Origin of the sequence: Streptomyces sp. TLI_053, assembly GCF_900105395.1 — a bacterium.
Lineage (GTDB): Bacteria > Actinomycetota > Actinomycetes > Streptomycetales > Streptomycetaceae > Kitasatospora.
In genome coordinates, this window is the sequence record NZ_LT629775.1 from 8,851,986 (window position 1) to 8,869,849 (window position 17,864).

A 17,864-nucleotide genomic window follows, 5' to 3' on the forward strand; every position below is an offset into this window, starting at 1 on the left:
AGGAACAAACCTCGTGCGTATGCGCATGACGGCAGTCCTGGTCGCCACGGCGACCGCAGCCGCCCTCGGCCTCACCCTCGCGCCCGGCGCCACCGCGCAGAGCGTCCCGGAAGGGAAGGTCTGGGAGAAGCTCTACGCGGTCGGCCTGACCGACGACCAGCGTCTGGTCGACTTCCCGGTGGTCCACCCCGACCACGTGCACGTCATCGGCGCCGTCTTTGGCCTGAACGGTGACACCCGCCTGGTCGGCATCGACTACCGGGTCCAGAACCACGCCCTGTACGGCGTCGGCGACCGCGGCGGCATCTACACCCTCGACGACACAAGCGGCTGCGCCACCAAGGTCTCCCAGCTGACCGTCGCGCTCCAGGGCACCTGGTTCGGCGTCGACTTCAACCCCGCCGCCAACCGGCTGCGGATCGTCTCCGACACCGGCCAGAACCTGCGGCACAACATCGACGACCCGATGGGCACCCCGGCCGCCGGCACCACCGTCGCCGACGGGACGCTGACCAACCTCCCCGTCCCCCCGGCCACCACCGGCACCACCGCCCTCGGTGTCACCGCCGCCGCCTACACCAACAACGACCTCGACGCGGCCACCGCCACCAGCCTGTTCGACCTCGACACCAGCAACGACCGGGTCTCCCTGCAGTCCCCGGCCAACACCGGCACCCTCGCCCCCACCGGCAAGTTCGGCGTCGATGCCGCGCCCGACGCCGGCTTCGACATCTACTACTCCACCAAGCAGGGCATGAACTACGGCTACGCCGCGCTGGACGTCGCGGGGACCCGGTCGCTGTACCGGGTGGACGTGCTGACCGGTCGGGCCACCGGCCTGGGCGCGTTCCCCGCCTCCTCGCACGTCACCGACCTCGCGCTGCCGCTCGACCAGGACTGACCGCTCCCTTTCCCGCACCCCGTAGCCGGGGGACAGGGGTAACAGGGAGCGGGAGCCGCACGTCCTTCACCAGTGGAGGCGGCTCCCGCCGTTGCGCCGGCACGGCCTGGAAGTCCCGCCGGACGCATCCTGTATTCGCCGCCCCGCCCCGCCCGGACTGCCGTTATCACCCGCACGGCCCAACATCGCCGCGTACGGCGACGACCGGGACGCACCACGGCCGTCCGCGGTCGGGTCCCGTCGGAGAGTCGTACCGGAGAGTCCCGCCGGAGAGTGCCGCCGGGAGAGTGCCTCCGTGCCCCGGAAGGCGTTGCGACCGGCCGCGCCGGGCTCGCCACCCGCGCGGGTACTGTCGTCCGCGCCCGGCCGTGTCTACCCTGCTGTACGTGTCCTCGTCCGCGCGGGATGCCGCGCCCCCCGCCTACGTCCACGCGAGCCTGCCCGGGGCGGTGCCGCTGCTCGGGCACCTGCCCGCGCTGGTGCGCGACCCGGCCGCGCTGCTGGCCGGGCTGCACCGGCACGGCGACCTGGTGGACCTCCGCCTGGGACCGAACCGGCTGGTGGTGCCCTGCCATCCGGAGCTGCTGCGGCAGGTCTACGCCGACGACCGCACCTTCGACAAGGGCGGCCCGATCTACGGGCGCTTCCGGGAGATCCTCGGCAACGGGGTGGCGACCTGCGCCCACGCCGACCACCGCCGCCAACGCCGGATGCTGCAACCGGAGTTCCGGCCCGACCGGATCGCCGCGTACGCGGAGGTGATGACCCGGGAGGCGGCGCTGCTCGCCGACTCCTGGCGGCCCGGCGAGGTGGTGGACGTCTTCCCGTCCTGCTACCGCTTCACCCTGCGGGTGGTGACGCGCACCCTGCTCGGCACCGAGGTGCCGGACGTCCTGGCCGGCCGGCTCCAGCGGGCCTTCGAGACCGCGTTCGCCGGAGCCCTGCGACGGGTGGTCCGGCTGCCCGCCGGCCCCGGCTACCGGGCGGCCGTGCGCACCCTGCGGAGCACCGTCAACGAGCTGGTGCGCGACCACCGGGCGCACGGCACCGACCGCACCGGCCTGCTCGCGGGCCTGGTCGCCGCCCGCGACGAGGACGGCACGGCCCTGTCCGACGCCGAACTGCACGACCAGGTCGTCGCCATGCTGCTCGCCGGCACCGAGACCACCGCCTCCCAGCTCTCCTGGACCCTGCGCCTGCTGACCGCCCGTCCCGACGTCCTCGCCGCCCTGCACCGCGAGCTCGACGAGGTGCTGCCGGACGGCCGGGCCGCCCGGTTCGCCGACCTGCACCGGCTGCCGTACACCGGGCGGGTGCTGACCGAGGCCCTGCGGCTGTACCCGCCGGGCTGGGTCCTGCTGCGCACCTGCACCCGGACCGTCGAACTCGGCGGCCGCACCCTGCCGCGCGGCACCCAGGTGGTGCTCAGCCCCTATGTCGCCCACCACCACTCCGGGATCTTCGCCGACCCGGCCCGCTTCGACCCGGACCGCTGGCTGCCCGAGCGGGCCGCCGCGCTCCCGCGCTGGGCCTTCGCCGGCTTCGCCAACGGCCCCCGCCAGTGCCTGGGCGCGGACTTCGCCCGCACCGAGGCCGCCATCGCGCTGGCCACCCTGCTGGCACGCCGACGCCCCGTCGCGCTGTCCGGCCGCCGACGCACCGACGACCGCCCGGTGCGCCTGACCACCGTCCTGCGGCCGCACCGGCTGCGCCTGCGGGTGCTCGACCGCCGCCCGACGGGCACCCCCGGCCGGCCGGGGGCCTGACGCGGTGGAGCCCCCGCCCCGGCGGGCGCGGGGGCTCCGGGAGCCGCTGCCGTCAGTGCGAGTTGGTGTACGCGTAGCCGCCGGTGCTCCAGTTGTAGATGGCGAGCTTGATCGTCTTGCCGGCGTCGGAGCGTCCGAGGTCGAGGGCGCCCCACTGCCCGTTGTGCTCGTCGATGGTGGCGGGGACACCGGCCCAGTCCCAGCCGCTCCCGTTCCAGGTCAGGATCCACAGGTTCTGGCCCTGGTGGAAGGTGTTGAGGAACGCGTCGATGTACTCGTGGCCGTCGCTGCCCCAGTAGACGTTCATCTGCGCGTACGCCTCACTGGTGCTCACCGCGTCGCACCAGTGGTACTTGCTGCTCGCACAGGCGACCTGGTAGTCGGCCCGCCCGGTGGCGGCGGAGGCCGGTCCGGCGGCGGTGAGGGTGGTGCCGACGAGGGCCGCGCCGGCCGCGAGAGCGGTCAGGGCCTTGCGGGCGTAGGGGATGGGCATGGCTGTTCTCCTGTCGGATGTGAGGAACGCGCCTGGCCGTGGTGCCGCCGACCAGGAGAGCAGGCGCCGGCCGCTGTCGGGGCTGTCAAGGGGGCCCGTGCGGCGGGTATGTCCGGCGCGGGCGGGGTCGGGGGCCGGGCGCCGCGTCTTGACACCCGGAAGCCCCGGCGCGGGTCCCGTCGGTACCTGGCCTCCGGTACCGGATGCCGGTACCTTCATGGTCATGCCAGCCTTGAACGTCTCCTTCACGGAGGCCGAGCTGACCCGGATCCGTCGGGCCGCGGCGGCCGCCGGACTCCCGGTCAAGCGCTTCGTCCACACCGCCGCCCTCGACCGGGCGCTGGCCGTCACCCTGGAGGCGGGCTACCGGGACATGAGCCGCAGGCTCGGGCGTTCCGAGGAGACGGCGCTCGCCGACCGGGCCACCTACTTCGCCGTCAGCGCCATGGAGGGGGACCTGTGACCTCCCTGCGACGCGGGGACGTGATCGTCGTCGGGCGCGACGGCATGGGCGGGATGTGGGTGGTGATCTCCAACGACGCCCGCAACGCCGTCCTGGACACCGTCGTCGTCGCGCAGATCGGCACCGGCTCCGACGAGTGGCCCACCGCCGTGTCCATCGGTGAGCACCAGGGGTGCGCGGTGGACGGCGTCGCCGGGCACGTGCTGGCCGACTTCGTGACCACGATCCGCCCCGGCCTCTACGACGTCGAGGTGCAGGAGAAGCGGCTCGACGAGCGGACCATGCACGCCGTCAGTGAGCGGCTGCGCCTCGCCCTGCCCTGAGCCGGGCCGGGCAGCGCGCCCTGCGGCGCGGGTCCGGACACGGGGAGTGGAGTGCCGTGCGGCGCCGGTCCGGACACGGGCAGGGAGCCGCCCTGCGGCGCGGGTCTGGACACGGGCAGGGGAGTGCGCCAGTGTTCTCCCCCATGACTTCTCAGCTCCCCGCGCAGGGGCCCGGCGCCGAGCGCGGCGCGCTGTTCGACGCGGTCACCGAGGTCGGTGACGCGGCCGTCGCCCTGCTCGCCGACTGCCGCGGCGCCACCCCGATCCCCGGTGCGCGGTGGACGGTCGCCGAGGCGGCCGCGCACCTGGCGATGGCCAACGAGCTGATGGCGGAACTCGCGGCCGGCGCGGACCGGCCCTACGGGGACGGCACCCCCGGCTCGCTGGCGGCGGCCAACGAGGCCTCGCTGGCCGCACGTCCGGAGCGGGACCCGACCGTGCTCGGCGCGGAGATCGCCCGGCAGGCCCGGCGGTTCACCGCGGCGGCCGGCCACCGCGACGGCGGGGAGGCGGTCCTGACACCGCTGGGCCGCATGGACCTGGACACCCTCGGTGCCTACCTGCTGACCCACATGCTGGGCCACCTCTACGACATCGCCGTCGCGCTCGGGCGGCCGCACCCGATCGACCGGCGGCGGGTCGGGCTGACGATGCCCTTCCTGCGGACGGCCATGCCGCTGGTGGTGGACGCCCGCGCGGCGGCCGGCCACAGCGCCTGCTACCGCCTGCGGGTGCGGGGTCTGGACGGCTTCGCGGTGACCTTCACGGACGGTGCGGCCGTGGTGAGCCAGGAGCCGCCGCGCCGTCCGGACTGCACCGTCCTCACCGAACCGGTCGCGTTCCTCCTGATCGCGCTGGGCCGTTTCACCGCCACCGACGCGCTCCGCCGGGGCAAGGTGCTGGCCTGGGGCCGTCGGCCGTGGCTGGCCTCCTCCTTCCCCGGGCTGTTCAGCGCCCCCTGAGGGCGCTGCCCGGCAGGGCGTCCGGAGTCCGTATTCGACGGTGCTCGAAGGCCTTTGTCCGGCCGAACTCCGTACACGGAGACTGATGTTGCCGACCCCGCCCCGGCGCTCGTCCGGGGCGCGGGGTCAGTGCCGTGACCATCGGATCCCGTTCTGGAGGAGTTCCCATGAGCCGTTCTTCCTCGCTCCGTCTGCGCGCCACCGTCGTCGCGGTCGCGGCCTCGGCCTGCCTGCTCGGCGGTGTCGCCGCCGCCGAGGCCTCCCCTGCGGCCCCCGCCGGGGTGTCCGCGATCGCCGCGACCGAGATGGCGACGTTCACCGGCAGCGGGACCGGCGGCACGCAGTCCTCGGCGATCACCAGCGCGGCCAACGTGGCCTTCGCGAACGCCCAGCGGGCCGGCTGGCAGCGGAGCCAGTGCTACCTGCGCGCCTCCGACGTCCGGGCGACCGGCAGCGGCTGGTTCACCGCCGTCGCCGAGGTCTTCTGCCAGCGCTGACCCGCGCCGACCCGACCCTGACCCACCCCGATGTCCACCGAGAAGGAAAGTGGGACCACAGAGATGACGTCGATGTTCGTCCGGGGCGGGGCCGCTCTGGCTCTCGCGGGTCTGGCGGCGCTCGTGCCGACCGCCGCCCACGCCACCGCCGACACCGCCACCCGCACCGCCGCCGTCGCGCAGGAGACGCAGCGGTTCACGGGCTCCGCCTACGAGAACAGCCCCAAGAAGGCGAAGCGCGAGGCCGAGACGCAGGCCCGCCACGGTGCGCTGCTCAGCGGCTTCCTCAACGAGCAGTGCGTGCTGCTGTTCGCCGAGTCCTACCGGCTCGCCCCCGGCTACTACGGGGCGAATGCCGCGATCAGCTGTACCCGCTGATGCGCGGGGGCCCGGCGGTGCGGCCGCACCGCCGGGCCCCCTGTTCGCGGGGTGCCCCGGTCAGCCGCAACAGGGCTTGCACTCCTTCACCTGCACGTCGTCGACGACCGGCCCGTACGACCCGCCGATGGTGCTGGTGAAGCCCAGGGTGGTCGACGCGCCCTGGGCGACGAAGGTGAACTGGCGGCCCACGTAGCCCATGGCGGTGAACGTCTTGCCGGTGACGTCGAAGGAGAAGTCCTGGAAGTTCTGGCCGTCGATCAGCGCCCGGCCGGTCTTCAGGGCCGGCGCGCCCGCCGGGTTGCCGGCCAGCGAGTAGGTGACCGAGTAGGTGGCGCCCGGCACGGTGGTGAAGCTCTGGGTGACGGTGCCGGCGCTGTTTCCGTTGAGGTCCACCGACTGGTCGCCCTCGGCGGCCTGCCAGAAGCCCGCGCCGATCAGGTCGACGCTCCCGCTCGCGACGCGCCACGGGCCGATGGTCTGACCGGCGGTCAGCGGGGTGAAGGAGTTGACGGGGGCCTTGGGCGTCTCGAAGCTGCCGTCGTCGAACCGGCTGAGCGCCCGGTTGCCGCCGGCGGCCTGGGCCGGGACGGCCAGCGCGGTGGCGCCGGCGACGAGCAGGGCGACGGCGGCGATGCGGGTGCGCGAGAACGACATGGGTGCCCTCCCGGGGCTGGTGAGTGGGATCAGCCGATGATCGGCTGTGCACAGAGCGTCCGCCGTCGCGGTGATCCCTGCCAAGGCCGGAAGGGTGGCGCCCGGTGTCGCGCACGGACGGTTCCCGTGCTCTCGCGCGCCGGTTTCGATCGGTCCGGCCCGGTCGTAGCGGGCCGGGCGGGACCTTCGCGGACGGCTGCGGCCTCGCGGTCGGGCCGCGCCCGGGTCGCGGCCCGGGCGTCTTCCGGGGAGCGGGACGATTCGTGCACGCCCCTCCCGCGTCGCGCGCTCCGGCCCGCGTCGTGCAACCCGTTCCTTCCGCTGCCCCTACCGCTGCCCGCCGCCCCGCCCCGCGTCCAGGACCAGATGGGTCCCGAGCCCGAACAACAGCCCCCAGAACGCCGAGCCGATGCCGAACAGGCTCATCCCCGAGGCGCTCGCCAGGAAGGTCACCATCGCCGCGTCCCGTCCGCGCTCCTCCGCCACCGCCGCCGCCAGACTGCCCTGGAGCGAGGCCAGCAGCGCGACCCCGGCGATCACCGCGATCAGTTCCTTCGGCAGCCCGGTGAACAGGCTCACCAGCACCCCGCCGAAACTGCCCACGAGCACGTACAGCGCGCCCGACGACATCCCCGCCACATAGCGGCGACGCGGATCCGGGTGCGCCTCCGGACCCGAGCAGATCGCCGCCGTGATCGCGGCCAGATTGACCCCCGGCGAGCCGAACGGTGCCATCAGCACCGATATCGCGCCGGTCGAACCGATCAGCAGCCGGTCGTCCGCCCGGTAGCCGAAGGCCCGCATCACCCCGAGGCCCGGCGCGTTCTGCGAGGCCAGGGCCACGATCGTCAGCGGCAGCGCCAGACCCACCACGGCCGACCAGGAGAACGCCGGCGCCGTCAGCACCGGCACCGTCGGCCCGCCCGAGCCCGGGCGCAGCGGCAGCCCGACCGTCAGCGCCGCCAGCACTCCGCCGGCCAGCAGTGCCACCGGCACCGCGTACCGGGGCGCGAACCGCTTGGCCACCAGGAACGCCGCGAAGGCGCCGACCACCAGCGTCGGCGCGCTGTGCACGGCACCGAAGATCCCGGCGCCGAAGGAGAACAGGATGCCCGCCAGCATGGCGTTCACGATCCCCACCGGCACGGCGGCGATCAGCCGCCCGAACCACCCGGTCACCCCGAACAGCGTCACCGTCACCGCGCTCACCAGGAACGCCCCGATGGCCTCCCGGTACGGGTAGTCGCCCAGGCTGGTCACCAGCAGCGCGGCCCCGGGCGTCGACCAGGCGGTGACCACCGGCGTCCGCGTCCACCAGCTCAGCGCGAAGCCGCTCACCCCGCTGCCGATCGCCACCGCCCAGATCCAGGAGGCCGTCTGCGCCGTGTCCAGCCGCCCGGCGGCTGCCGCCGCGAGCACCACCACCAGGGGACCGGAGAACGACACCGCGACGCACACCAGGCCCGCCAGCAGCGCCGGCCCCGACACATCACGCCGCAGCGTCCGACGCTCCCCGTCCCCGGCCGGCGCCGTCTCCGGCCGGGCCGTCAGTTCGTTTGTCATCCCGGCAGTATCCCGAACCCCACCGGACGCGGACCGGCCCGTCCACCGGGACGCCGGCGTCCGCCCAGCTGCGGACTTCCGCACCCGCGCACCTCGGACTCCCGTGCCCGTTTCGTCGAGGACGCCCGTGCCCGTCCGCCGGGGACTCCCGTGCCCGTCCGCCGGGGACTCCCGTGCCCGTCCGTCGGGGTCTTCCGCGTCCGTCCGTCGGGACTTCGCGGACGCGATAATGGCGTCATGATCGACAAGCGGTTGCGCGTGGTACTGGCCGAGGACTCCGTCATCCTCCGGGAGGGCATGGTCGAGCTGCTCGGCGCGCGGGGGTGCGAGGTGGTGGCCACCGCCGGGACGGCGCCCGAACTGCTCGCCGCGGTGGCCGAGCACCGGCCGGACGTCGCCGTGGTGGACATCCGGATGCCCCCCACCCACACCGACGAGGGGATCCGGGCCGCCGTCGAGATCCGGGCGAGCCACCCGGGGACGGGCATCCTGGTGTTCTCGCAGCACATCGAGACGGTCTGGGCGGCCCGGCTGCTGGCCGGCGGTGCCGCGGGAACGGGCTACCTGCTGAAGGAACGCGTCGCCCGGACCTCGGAGTTCATGGACGCGCTGCACCGGGTCGCCGACGGCGGCACGGCGCTCGACCCGGAGGTGGTCACCGGGCTGATGCGCGGCACCCGGCGGCGCCTGGTGGACACCCTCACACCGCGCGAGCGCGAGGTGCTGGAGCTGATGGCGCAGGGCCACTCCAACCGCTCGATCGCCACGCTGCTGGTGGTGTCGGACCGGGCGGTGGAGAAGCACGTGGCCGCCGTCTTCACCAAGTTCGACCTGCCCGCCACGGACGTCGACAACCGGCGGGTGAAGGCCGTCCTCGCGTACCTGGCCGACCAGGAGCGGTGACGACGGCTCACCACCGCCGGGAGGGGGTGACGACGGCTCACAGGGCCGCCGGGAGGTCGGCCGTGACCGTGGTGGGTCCGCCGGGCGGGCTGTCCACCCGCAGCACCCCGTCCACCGCCGCCAGCCGCTCGGCCAGACCGGCCAGGCCGCTCCCGCCGCCGTTGCCGTTCCTGCTCCCGGCCCCGCCGCCGGGCGCCGCCCCGCCCTGGCCGTCGTCGCGCACCAGCAGCCGGACCCGGCCCTCGGCCGCGCGCACCGCGAGTTCGGCCGAGCGGGCCCCGCTGTGCTTGGCGATGTTGGTGAGCAGTTCGGCGGCACAGTAGTAGACCGCCTGCTCGATGGCCGGCTCCGGCCGCTGACGCAGGTCCAGGCGGATGTCGACCGGTACCGGGCAGGTCGCGGTGAGGCCGGGCAGGGCCTCGCCGAGGCCGCCCTCCGGCGTCACCGGGTGGATGCCCCGGGTGAGCAGCCGGAGTTCGGCGATGGTGTCGTCCGTCTGCGTACGGGCCCGGGTGACGAGGGCGCGCAGCCGGGCGGTGTCCGCGGCCGCGCCGGCGCCGGGGGCAGGGTCGGGGCCTGGCCCGGGGGCCCGGTCCGGTGTGGGCGGTCCGACCGGGCCGAGCGCGTCCTCGGCGAGTGCGAGCGTGATCGCCAGCGCGACCAGTCGCGCCTGCGTGCCGTCGTGCAGGTCGCGCTCCAGCCCGCGGAGCCGGTCGGTGTTGGCCGCGATCAGCCCGGTGCGGGCGTTCTCCAACTGCCGTACGCGCTGCTGCTCCCGGACCGGGCCGAGCAGGACCCGGGCCAGCCGCCGGTTCACCCCGCTCAGCGCCCGGACCGCGCCCGGCGCCGAGGCCAGCAGCACCAGACCCAGGGGCACGGCGACGAACTCCGGCCAGCCGGCCGCCCGGGGCCCGGGTTCCAGCAGCCGGGCCCAGAGCGGGAAGCCGAGGAGCCATCCGCTGCCGAGCGGGAGCAGCACGGCGGCCGCGAATCCCAGCACACCCAGCGGCAGGCGCAGCACGAGGTGGAGCAGCACCCGCCAGGCGACCGGATCGGTGAGCACCACCCGGCCCCGGGCCAGTGCCCCCGCCGGGCGGGGGAGCGGGGCCGGCGGCTCGATCCGTTCGCCGAGCAGCCGGTCCACCAGCCACCGCTGGGGTGCGCCGAGCCGGCGTACCCCGAGCAGCGCGAGGACGACGAACGGCAGGCCGACCACCGTCAGCGAGAGCAGGACCCCCGCGTACAGGAGCGCGATCGCGCAGAGCCCGCCGAGCAGCGCGACCGGCAGCCCGAGGACCGCGAAGGCCCAGTCCCCGCCCCGGACGGCGAGGTGGCGCCGCCACCCGGGTGCGACCGTCCGGCCGGCGCCCCGGCCCGCGCCCCCGGCAGGTCGGTCGGTCGTGCGGTCGACGCGGCGGTCGGTCGTGCGGTCCGTCCTGCGGTCGGCGGGTTCAGTCACGGCCGCCGCCCACCAGCTCCGCCGCCGGTCCGCCGACCGCCCAGCGGCCGGTGACCAGGATGCCCGGCAGGACCAGTGCCGCCGCGCCCGCCACGATCCACCCGCAGGTCGCCACGGGAACCGGCGGCACCGCCGAACCCGTCACCGCGGCGCTGAACGCCGAGGCCGCGGCGCCCGCGACCGCCGCGCCGAGCAGGACGCCGACCGCGGTGGTCAGCACCGCCTCCGCCGAGAGCATCCGCAGCAGCTGCGGCCGGGTGGCGCCGACCAGCCGCAGCAGGGCGAACTCCCGGCGCCGGTCGGCCGTCACGGCGACCAGGGTGTTGACGACGGAGACCGTGGCGAAGCAGACCAGCATCCCCAGCTCGGCCTGCCGCAGCCAGATGTCGGTGGCGGAGGTCACGGAACCGGCGGAGGAGGCGGTGCCCCCTGCCGCCGCCGCGGCGCGCCCGGCGGTGAATGTCATGATCGACATGGTGCCCGACAGTCCCACCAGCAGGGCCACCGGCACCACCGCGGACGACAGTCGCCGGGCGTAGCCGCGCAGGTTGGCGTCGGCCAGCCAGCCCGTTCCGGGCGCCAGCAGCCGCAGCGGCCCGCCCAGGACGGCCGCGAGGAGCCGCGCCGCGAACGGCCCCGCCAGGGCGACCGCGACCAGCAGCACCAGCGAGGCGAGCAGCGCGGCCTGCCCCGCCTTGTCCACCTGGTCGGCGGGCCGGGACGCCGACAGCCGCAGCAGCAGGACACCGCCCACCAGCACGCCGGCCCCGGCGAGCAGCCGCAGCGCACCGGTCCGGGCGTGCTCGGTCGAGCTCGCGGTCAGTGCCGCCGCGGGTGCGATGCGGGAGATCCGCCGGGCCGCGACCGCGGCGGCCGCCAGTCCGACGAGCAGCACCACGCCGAGGGCGACCAGCATCGGCACCGGCGTGCCCGGCACCCGGACGGCCGGCGCCGCCATTCCGCGGCGCTGGAGCGCCGCGAGGAACCATCGGGCCGCCAGGGCGCCGAGCGCCCAGCCCGGCACGGTCATCAGCAGGGTGGTGACGAGGACCTGGCCGCGCACCAGCCGCCGGGTCTGCCGGGGCGTCGCCGCGACGGTGCACAGCAGGGCCAGTTCCCGGTGCTGCTGCCGGAGCGCGAAGCCCAGCGCATTGACCACGACGAAGAACGCGACCAGGACGGCGATCTCGCCGAACGCGCCGGCGATCATCATCGGACCGGGTCCGGCGACCGCTTTCCGGGCGGCCGCGGGGGTGGCGAGTTCGGCGGCGGCCAGGGAGCCGAACAGGGTGATCGCGGCGACGGCGAGCAGCATGGCGGCGGCCGTTCCGGCGAAAGCGGCCGGACGCGCGCGCAGCTGTCCGAGAACGAGGGAGAACATCGCGCTCACCCGCCCAGCCGGCTCAGGCGGTCGGCGACCCGGGCGGCGGTGGGGCGCTCGAGCTCGTCGACCACCAGGCCGTCGGCGAGCAGCAGCACCCGGTCCGCGTACCCGGCGGCCACCGGATCGTGGGTCACCATGACGCAGGTCCGGCCGTCCCGGTCCACCCCGGACCGCAGCAGGGCCAGCACCTCGTGCCCGGTGGACCGGTCCAGCGCGCCGGTCGGCTCGTCGGCGAACAGCACCTCGGGTCCGGACACCAGGGCCCGGGCGATCGCCACCCGCTGCTGCTGACCGCCGGACAGCTGCCCGGGCCGGTGCCCCTCCCGCCCGGCCAGGCCGACCCGGGCCAGTGCCTCCAGCACCCGGCCCCGGTCGGGCCGCCGTCCGGCGAGCCGCCCCGGCAGTTCGACGTTCTGGGCGACCGTCATCGCCGGCATCAGATTGAAGGCCTGGAACACGAACCCGACCCGGCTGCGGCGCAGCTCCGCCAACCGCCGCTCGGGCAGCCCCGACACCTCGGTGCTGCCCCACCGGACCGTGCCCCGGGTGGGCCGGTCCATCCCGGCCAGGCAGTGCAGCAGGGTGGTCTTGCCGGACCCGGACGGCCCCATCACCGCGGTGAACGTGCCCGGCGCGAAGGCCACGGACACCCCGCGCAGGGCCCGCACCGCGGCGGCGCCGCGTCCGTACTCGCGGTACACCCCGTCCGCCCTCGCGGCGGCCTCGGTACCGGTGGTCTGTGTCGTTCCGTTCATACCGCCATCCTCGGCGGCGGGGGCCGTGCCGATCGATCGTGCGGCCCCCCGAACCGGGGGTTCGGTTTCCCGAACCCCCGGTCGGTGCGGTCGGTGCGGCCGGGGTGGACCGGACGTGTTCCCCGGTGCCCGTCACCGCACCCCGCTCGGAACGGGCTCCCGCCCGGCGCGTCCCTGATCACGCATCGCATCCGGCGGACGACGGTCGGTCCCGCCGATCCCGCCCGGGGAGTGACTGGCAGTCACCGGAAATACGGTACGTATACATGTTTGACTTACCTCAACGGGTGGGCGCACATTGGCAACAGGGGTGTTCCGCCCCTCTTCGGACAGGTTCGGCCCAGCCCCCTCGGCATCGATGACCACCACGTGGTCGCGAAGGGAGGAGTCGGTCATGGAAGTCCTCATCACCTGTCTCGGAGATGTCGCAGGTCCGCGCCTGTTGGACGGGCGGACCGGCGACGGCACGGTCGGTCTCGCACCGCACCCCGGTGAACCGTTCAGCGGGACCCGCTGGAAGATGAACGGCGGTCCGGAGGGCGTCGTCACGCTCTTCTGCGAGGGCGACGTACCCGGCAACCGGTTCCTGGACGGCCGCACGGCCGACGGCACGGTCGGCCTGGCGCCCAACACCAATCCGCCGTTCAGCGGCACCAGATGGCTCGCCGCCAGGCTGAGCGACGGCTCGACCACCTTCAAGTGCCTCGGCGAGATCGAGGGCAACCGGTTCCTGGACGGCCGCACCGGCGACGGCAGTGTCGGCCTGGCGCCGAGCACGGAACCGCCGTTCAGCGGCACCCGGTGGAAGGTGGGAGTGCCGTTCGGCGACGACAACGTGGGAATCCCGGCCGATGGCTGACCGGGCACCGGCACGGCGAGCGACGCTCCCCGCGTCCGGGCCGCCGGGAACCGCCCGACGGCCCGGACCGGGAGGTCGGGGCACGGTCGGGGAGGCCCGGGCCGGGAGGCCGGGGCACCGTCGGGGCGGTCAGGGCCGGTCGGTGGCCAGGAGGGCGTGCAGGGAGGCCGTGAGGGCGGTGACGAAGGTGTCGCGGGTGGTGTCGTCCAGGAGGTCCAGGGACAGGTAGGGGTTGAGGTCCTCCAGTTCGACCAGCAGCAGATCGCCCTCGGGGGTGCGGCAGGCGTCGACGCGCTGGATGCCGTGGTCGATGTCGTTCCAGTCGACGAAGCGGCGGGCGAACGCGAGGTCGGCGGGGGTGGGCCGGTAACGCTCCAGCTCCCAGCGCCGGGCGGGGTCCGGGGCGTACAGGGCGTACTGGAAGGCGCGGTCGACGAAGTAGAACGAGACCTCGTAGGTGAAGGGGATCCGCGGCTGGACCAGGACGCCGCCGAACGCGATGCCGGCGAGCTCCTCGCGGGGCACGAACGCCAGGCCGATGGAGTCCGCGCCCAGCTCGGGCTTGACCACGTACTCGGGGACCACGGGCAGCCGGGGGAGGTCCTCGGCCCGGTCGACGGTGGGGATGACGGGGTGGCCGGCGGCCGAGAGTGCCAGCAGGTACCGCTTGCCCGCCATGTCGGCCCTGCCGCGCAGCTGGTTGTGGACGCGGGTGCCCGAGCGGAGCGCCGCGGCCCGGAAGGCGTCGTACTGGGCCTGGTAGTGCAGCACCGGGCCGCTGTTGCGGACCAGGACCAGGTCGAAGGCGTCCATCAGGGCGGCCGCGTCCAGGGGGTGGCACAGGGCGATGTCGAAGTCCGCGCGCAGCCGGGCGGAGAGCGCGATGTCCTCGTCGCAGTACCGGCGTCCACTGGCGGGGTAGGCGAGGTCGGTGACGTACAGGACACGGGGCTTGGTGGCGGCCATGGTTCTCCAGGGGTCGGCTGACGCCGCCCAACCTACTGGCCGCCGTCCGGCCGCCCCGCCGGGGGGGGGGGGAGGGTGTCGGGCGCCGGGGGAGGGTGTCGGGCGTCGGGGCGAGGTGGGTAGGTCGTCGACGCACGTTCATCTGGTCGCCCACTTGATCGCATACTGATAACGGGTCTGGTCCGATCGTGCGGCGGTGAACTCCCCCCGCCCCGTGCGAAAGTCGAAGGGAACGACCATGGAACGCAGATCCCTGCTCGGTGCGACCGCCGGAGCGCTGGTGCTCGGAGGGCTCGCCCAGGGCACCGCGGAGGCCGCGCCGGCCCAGGACGGTGGCGGGCTCGTCACCACCTTCAACGTCATCAGCGACATCCAGGGCGACCTCGGTGACTTCGCCCAGGCCCTGCGGGACATCAGGTCCACCAACCCGCGCTCCTCGGGCCTGGCCGTCGCCGGCGACATCACGCCGCGCGGTTACGACTTCGAGTACGCCGAGGTCCAGAAGGTGCTGGACCAGGGCCCGAAGCCGCGCGAGGTGGCCTGGGCGATCGGCAACCACGAGTTCTACGTGCCGAAGTGGTCCGACCCGAACACGCTCGCCCAGAGCACCTGGCCCAACGGCACCACCGAGGACTCCCTGTTCCGCAGCTTCTACCGCTTCGCCCGGCGGTCCGCGGTCTACGCGGAGACGTCCTTCGGCGGCATCCCGGTGCTGACCCTCGGCACCGAGCGCTACATGAGGTACCACGACAGCTCGCTGTGGGACGAGGTGTGGATCAGCGAGGCGCAGTTCCAGTGGCTGGAGGACCGCCTGCAGTACTGGGCGCGGCGGCGCAAGCCGGTCATGGTGATCACCCACCACCCGCTGCCCAACACCGTCTCCGGCACCCGCAGCAAGATCTACCTGAGCGACTACCTCCAGGCCGACCGGCTCCTCGGCATCCTGGGGCGGCACCGCGACGTGTTCCTCTTCAGCGGCCACACGCACTGGGACCTCGGCCTGTCCGACTGGTACGTGCGCCGCGTGGTGCCCGGCACCGCCAACCTCGACGGCTTCTCGGTGGTCAACACCGGCGCCGTGCAGACCGGTTTCGTCGACAATGGACAGGGCGGCGAGTCGACCGTCCCCGGCCGCTTCAACCAGGGCCTCCAGGTGGAGGTGTACCGGGACCGTGTCGTCATCTCGGCACGTGACTTCGCGACCGGCACCTGGATGAAGCGGACGACCGTACCGCTGGCCAACCGCGTCTGACGGCCCGTACCCGGCGGCCCGTACCCGGCGGCCTGTGATCGGCAGCCGGCGACCGGCAGCCTTTGACCGGCAGCCGGTGACCGGCGGCCGCCCTCACCCGGGGCGGCCGCCGCGCCGTCAGCACCCGCTCGGCCCGGGGGGCAGCCGGGCCCCGGGCCGTCAGCGGTAGTCGGTCGGGAAGCCGGCGGTGATCGTCCCGTCCTCGCCCCGCCAGAGCCACACCGGACGGCGCCCCAGCTGGGCGACGGGCGGTGTGACGAAGAGCAGGCCGCGTTGCTCGCCCGCCTCGGCGGTGTCGTGGGCGGCCGCGGCCAGCAGCCGCAGGGCGTCGCACGCCGCGCCGTCCGGGTCGGCCGCCGCGCCGGGCGGGTCGAGGTGGGTGGCCAGTTCGACCAGACAGGCGCGCAGCGGGCCGGTGACGCGTGCGATCGGGGCGCCGTCGAGGGCGGGGTGGCCGCCGGTGTCCGGGTGGGTCAGCACGGAGCCGTCGGACGGTGGGTTCGTCGTCGTCGAAGTCATGGGCAGGACGGTAGGGGAGGGGCCCGACATCCCCGCGGGCTCCGCGGTGCCCGTGCGGCCCGACGGGGGCACCGGCCCGGGCGGGTGTCGGTGGGCAGGGCTATCGTCCGCGGCATGGAACAGGACATCCTGAAGCGCTTCCCCTCGCTGCCCGATCGGGTCGGTCACGTCGGCGGCGTGGAGTCGCTCACCGTCGACGGACGGCGGTACTACTTCGGCTTCGACTTCACGAGCGACCTGGTGCTCTCGCCGCTGATCGACGATCCGGGCGCGATGTCCGCCTTCGCGAGCGCGTACATGCGCCAGACCACCGGCCGGCACGACACCGCCCACTGGGACGGCCTGGTCGCCCTGGCGGTCGACGGCTCGGCGATCGCCGGTGACGACGCGGACCGGACCGTCGTCCTCGCGGACCTGCGCGCCGTGCTGCCGGTGGCCGGGAGCCACCTGCTCTACCTGCTGGGGGCGGCCACCGGCTGGGAGGAGTGGTTCGAGGAGGCGCCGGAGGTGCGGCAGGCGTACGAGCGGCTCGGGTTCGACGAGGAGGACACGGAGTTCGTCGACCACTGCCTCGAGGCCGTCCGCGAGCACGGGACGCGGGCGCGACCCGACGAGTGGACGGTCGTGCGCTTCCACCTCACCGCGGCGGTGCGTCATCTGCCCGGCAACTGGGGCGTGTTGTTCGGCCCGTTGGCGGAGGGCCTGCTGAACCACCGCTGAGCCTCTCCGCTCCGGGGGTCGGGGGTCGAGGGTCGGGGGCCGGGCCGGGTCGGGGTGGGGTCGGATCGGGTGCCGGAGCGGTGGCCGGAAATTCCCCGGACTCCGCGGAGCCGATCACCTAACATGCCGATCCATGGCGATGTTTGTGCACCTGACGGCGGCGGCGAACGCGCCGCGCATCCGGCGGGCCGGGCTCCGCGCGGCCAGTCACGGCCAGGGCGGTGCACGCGGGGTCTACGTCTTCCCGGTGCTGCCGTCCTACACGCTCACCCACCAGTGGATGCGCGAGCTCGGCCGGTTCGACCGGCGGGGCGGGCGGGTGGCGGTGCACGTCCGGCTGGACGACGCCCAGCCGGTGCTGGTCGGGCCCTACGGCGACCGGCGGCAGAGGGCCCAGGCCGAGGTCCCCGCGGCGGAGGCGGTCCGGCGGATCGCGGCGCTCGACGACCCTCGCGGGTGGGAGGTGTTCGTGCCCCGGGCGATCGGAGCGGGGGAGGTGCACCGGGTCCGCGCCGCGCCGCAGGTGGTGGGCTGGCGGTACCGGCCCGACGCGCACGGCACCCGGCCCTGCACCTGCTACGGGTGCCGGGACCGCGGCGGCTACGGGGCGCGCCGGCTGCGCGAGCGGCTCCCGCACGCGCTGGACGGCCCGCCGCCGCCGACCCCCGTGCTGCTCGCCCGGATCGCGGCCGCCGGGGACCAGGGCGATCCCGCCGAACTGCGGGCGGCCCTCGACTGGTTCGGCGTGCTGCGGCGCCCGCGGGGCCCGCTCGCCGAACTCGCCCACCTCGCCGCCCACCCCGATCCCGGCGTCCGGGAGTACCTGGCGTGGGCGGTCCGCGACTGGCGCACGCCCGGTACCGCCGAACTGCTCGCCGCCCTCGCCGACGACCCGCACCCGGACGTCCGCGAGGCGGTGGCGGACGTCCGCCGGCTCCGCCGGTGGGAGCCCGCGGGCGCGGTACCGCTCCCCGCCGGCTGACCCGGTTCCCGAGCGGCCCGACTGCCCGACCGCTCGACCGCCTGACCGTCTGACCGCCTGAC

At 74.8% G+C, this 17,864-nt stretch carries 20 protein-coding genes; 12 read left to right on the forward strand and 8 right to left on the reverse strand.

What is annotated here, in order from left to right; genetic code table 11:
* The first annotated feature begins 25 nt into the window (after window positions 1-25).
* Complete coding sequence (locus BLU95_RS36820) at window positions 26-901, forward strand: DUF4394 domain-containing protein (RefSeq protein WP_502689877.1); 876 nt, start codon at window positions 26-28, stop codon at window positions 899-901.
* Between the two features lie 386 nt (window positions 902-1,287).
* Window positions 1,288-2,667, forward strand: coding sequence for a cytochrome P450 (locus BLU95_RS36825; protein WP_159425155.1), 1,380 nt, complete (start codon window positions 1,288-1,290; stop codon window positions 2,665-2,667).
* A 52-nt stretch (window positions 2,668-2,719) separates the two neighbouring features.
* On the opposite strand, the gene BLU95_RS36830 is transcribed toward BLU95_RS36825, so the two are convergent.
* Window positions 2,720-3,160, reverse strand: coding sequence for a hypothetical protein (locus BLU95_RS36830; protein ID WP_093863815.1), 441 nt, complete (start codon window positions 3,158-3,160; stop codon window positions 2,720-2,722).
* Window positions 3,161-3,383: 223 nt separating this feature from the next.
* On the opposite strand from BLU95_RS36830, the gene BLU95_RS42710 reads away from it, so the two are divergent.
* The 5 genes from BLU95_RS42710 (at window position 3,384) to BLU95_RS36855 (ending at window position 5,783) form a co-directional block, all read left to right on the forward strand.
* A complete protein-coding gene (locus BLU95_RS42710) occupies window positions 3,384-3,623 on the forward strand; it encodes a hypothetical protein (RefSeq protein ID WP_159425156.1) in 240 nt (79 codons plus the stop codon).
* Window positions 3,620-3,946 (forward strand): type II toxin-antitoxin system PemK/MazF family toxin, encoded by a 327-nt coding sequence (locus BLU95_RS42715; protein ID WP_093863817.1) that lies wholly within the window; start codon window positions 3,620-3,622, stop codon window positions 3,944-3,946. The genes BLU95_RS42710 and BLU95_RS42715 overlap by 4 nt, the downstream gene beginning before the upstream one ends.
* Before the next feature lie 143 nt (window positions 3,947-4,089).
* Entirely contained in the window at window positions 4,090-4,908 is an 819-nt protein-coding gene (locus tag BLU95_RS36845) for a maleylpyruvate isomerase family mycothiol-dependent enzyme (protein ID WP_093863818.1), read from the forward strand.
* 167 nt (window positions 4,909-5,075) lie between these two features.
* Window positions 5,076-5,405 (forward strand): hypothetical protein, encoded by a 330-nt coding sequence (locus BLU95_RS36850; RefSeq protein WP_093863819.1) that lies wholly within the window; start codon window positions 5,076-5,078, stop codon window positions 5,403-5,405.
* Between the two features lie 63 nt (window positions 5,406-5,468).
* Window positions 5,469-5,783: a hypothetical protein gene (locus tag BLU95_RS36855; RefSeq protein ID WP_093863820.1), complete on the forward strand. Its 315-nt coding sequence runs from the start codon at window positions 5,469-5,471 to the stop codon at window positions 5,781-5,783.
* A gap of 60 nt (window positions 5,784-5,843) precedes the next feature.
* On the opposite strand, the gene BLU95_RS36860 is transcribed toward BLU95_RS36855, so the two are convergent.
* The gene (locus BLU95_RS36860; protein WP_093863821.1) at window positions 5,844-6,440 is read right to left on the reverse strand and encodes a choice-of-anchor C family protein; all 597 of its coding nucleotides are present in this window, start codon (window positions 6,438-6,440) and stop codon (window positions 5,844-5,846) included.
* A gap of 327 nt (window positions 6,441-6,767) precedes the next feature.
* Window positions 6,768-8,003 carry a benzoate/H(+) symporter BenE family transporter gene (locus BLU95_RS36865; protein WP_093863822.1) on the reverse strand — a complete coding sequence of 412 codons (1,236 nt, stop codon included), beginning with the start codon at window positions 8,001-8,003 and terminating at the stop codon, window positions 6,768-6,770.
* Between the two features lie 237 nt (window positions 8,004-8,240).
* On the opposite strand from BLU95_RS36865, the gene BLU95_RS36870 reads away from it, so the two are divergent.
* Window positions 8,241-8,906 (forward strand): response regulator transcription factor, encoded by a 666-nt coding sequence (locus BLU95_RS36870; RefSeq protein WP_093863823.1) that lies wholly within the window; start codon window positions 8,241-8,243, stop codon window positions 8,904-8,906.
* A gap of 37 nt (window positions 8,907-8,943) precedes the next feature.
* Here BLU95_RS36870 and BLU95_RS36875 read toward each other — a convergent pair whose 3' ends face one another.
* Genes BLU95_RS36875 through BLU95_RS36885 form a run of 3 tightly spaced genes read right to left on the reverse strand, consistent with a single transcriptional unit; the run spans window position 8,944 to window position 12,504 of the window.
* Window positions 8,944-10,365: a sensor histidine kinase gene (locus BLU95_RS36875; protein WP_093863824.1), complete on the reverse strand. Its 1,422-nt coding sequence runs from the start codon at window positions 10,363-10,365 to the stop codon at window positions 8,944-8,946.
* Window positions 10,358-11,746, reverse strand: coding sequence for an FtsX-like permease family protein (locus tag BLU95_RS36880; RefSeq protein WP_093863825.1), 1,389 nt, complete (start codon window positions 11,744-11,746; stop codon window positions 10,358-10,360). The genes BLU95_RS36875 and BLU95_RS36880 overlap by 8 nt, the downstream gene beginning before the upstream one ends.
* 5 nt (window positions 11,747-11,751) lie before the next feature.
* Window positions 11,752-12,504 (reverse strand): ABC transporter ATP-binding protein, encoded by a 753-nt coding sequence (locus BLU95_RS36885; protein ID WP_093863826.1) that lies wholly within the window; start codon window positions 12,502-12,504, stop codon window positions 11,752-11,754.
* 394 nt (window positions 12,505-12,898) lie between these two features.
* Here BLU95_RS36885 and BLU95_RS36890 point away from each other — a divergent pair, with 394 nt between their 5' ends.
* A complete protein-coding gene (locus tag BLU95_RS36890) occupies window positions 12,899-13,363 on the forward strand; it encodes a hypothetical protein (protein ID WP_093863827.1) in 465 nt (154 codons plus the stop codon).
* A gap of 129 nt (window positions 13,364-13,492) precedes the next feature.
* On the opposite strand, the gene BLU95_RS36895 is transcribed toward BLU95_RS36890, so the two are convergent.
* Window positions 13,493-14,329: an ATP-grasp domain-containing protein gene (locus tag BLU95_RS36895; RefSeq protein ID WP_093863828.1), complete on the reverse strand. Its 837-nt coding sequence runs from the start codon at window positions 14,327-14,329 to the stop codon at window positions 13,493-13,495.
* A 238-nt stretch (window positions 14,330-14,567) separates the two neighbouring features.
* On the opposite strand from BLU95_RS36895, the gene BLU95_RS36900 reads away from it, so the two are divergent.
* Entirely contained in the window at window positions 14,568-15,581 is a 1,014-nt protein-coding gene (locus BLU95_RS36900; RefSeq protein ID WP_093863829.1) for a metallophosphoesterase family protein, read from the forward strand.
* Between the two features lie 159 nt (window positions 15,582-15,740).
* On the opposite strand, the gene BLU95_RS36905 is transcribed toward BLU95_RS36900, so the two are convergent.
* Entirely contained in the window at window positions 15,741-16,100 is a 360-nt protein-coding gene (locus tag BLU95_RS36905) for a hypothetical protein (RefSeq protein ID WP_159425157.1), read from the reverse strand.
* Between the two features lie 114 nt (window positions 16,101-16,214).
* Between BLU95_RS36905 and BLU95_RS36910 the strand changes: the two genes are divergently transcribed.
* Both BLU95_RS36910 and BLU95_RS36915 read left to right on the forward strand, forming a co-directional pair.
* Window positions 16,215-16,820, forward strand: coding sequence for a hypothetical protein (locus BLU95_RS36910; protein WP_093863831.1), 606 nt, complete (start codon window positions 16,215-16,217; stop codon window positions 16,818-16,820).
* A gap of 133 nt (window positions 16,821-16,953) precedes the next feature.
* Window positions 16,954-17,802 carry a HEAT repeat domain-containing protein gene (locus tag BLU95_RS36915; RefSeq protein WP_173862199.1) on the forward strand — a complete coding sequence of 283 codons (849 nt, stop codon included), beginning with the start codon at window positions 16,954-16,956 and terminating at the stop codon, window positions 17,800-17,802.
* Window positions 17,803-17,864 lie beyond the last annotated feature (62 nt).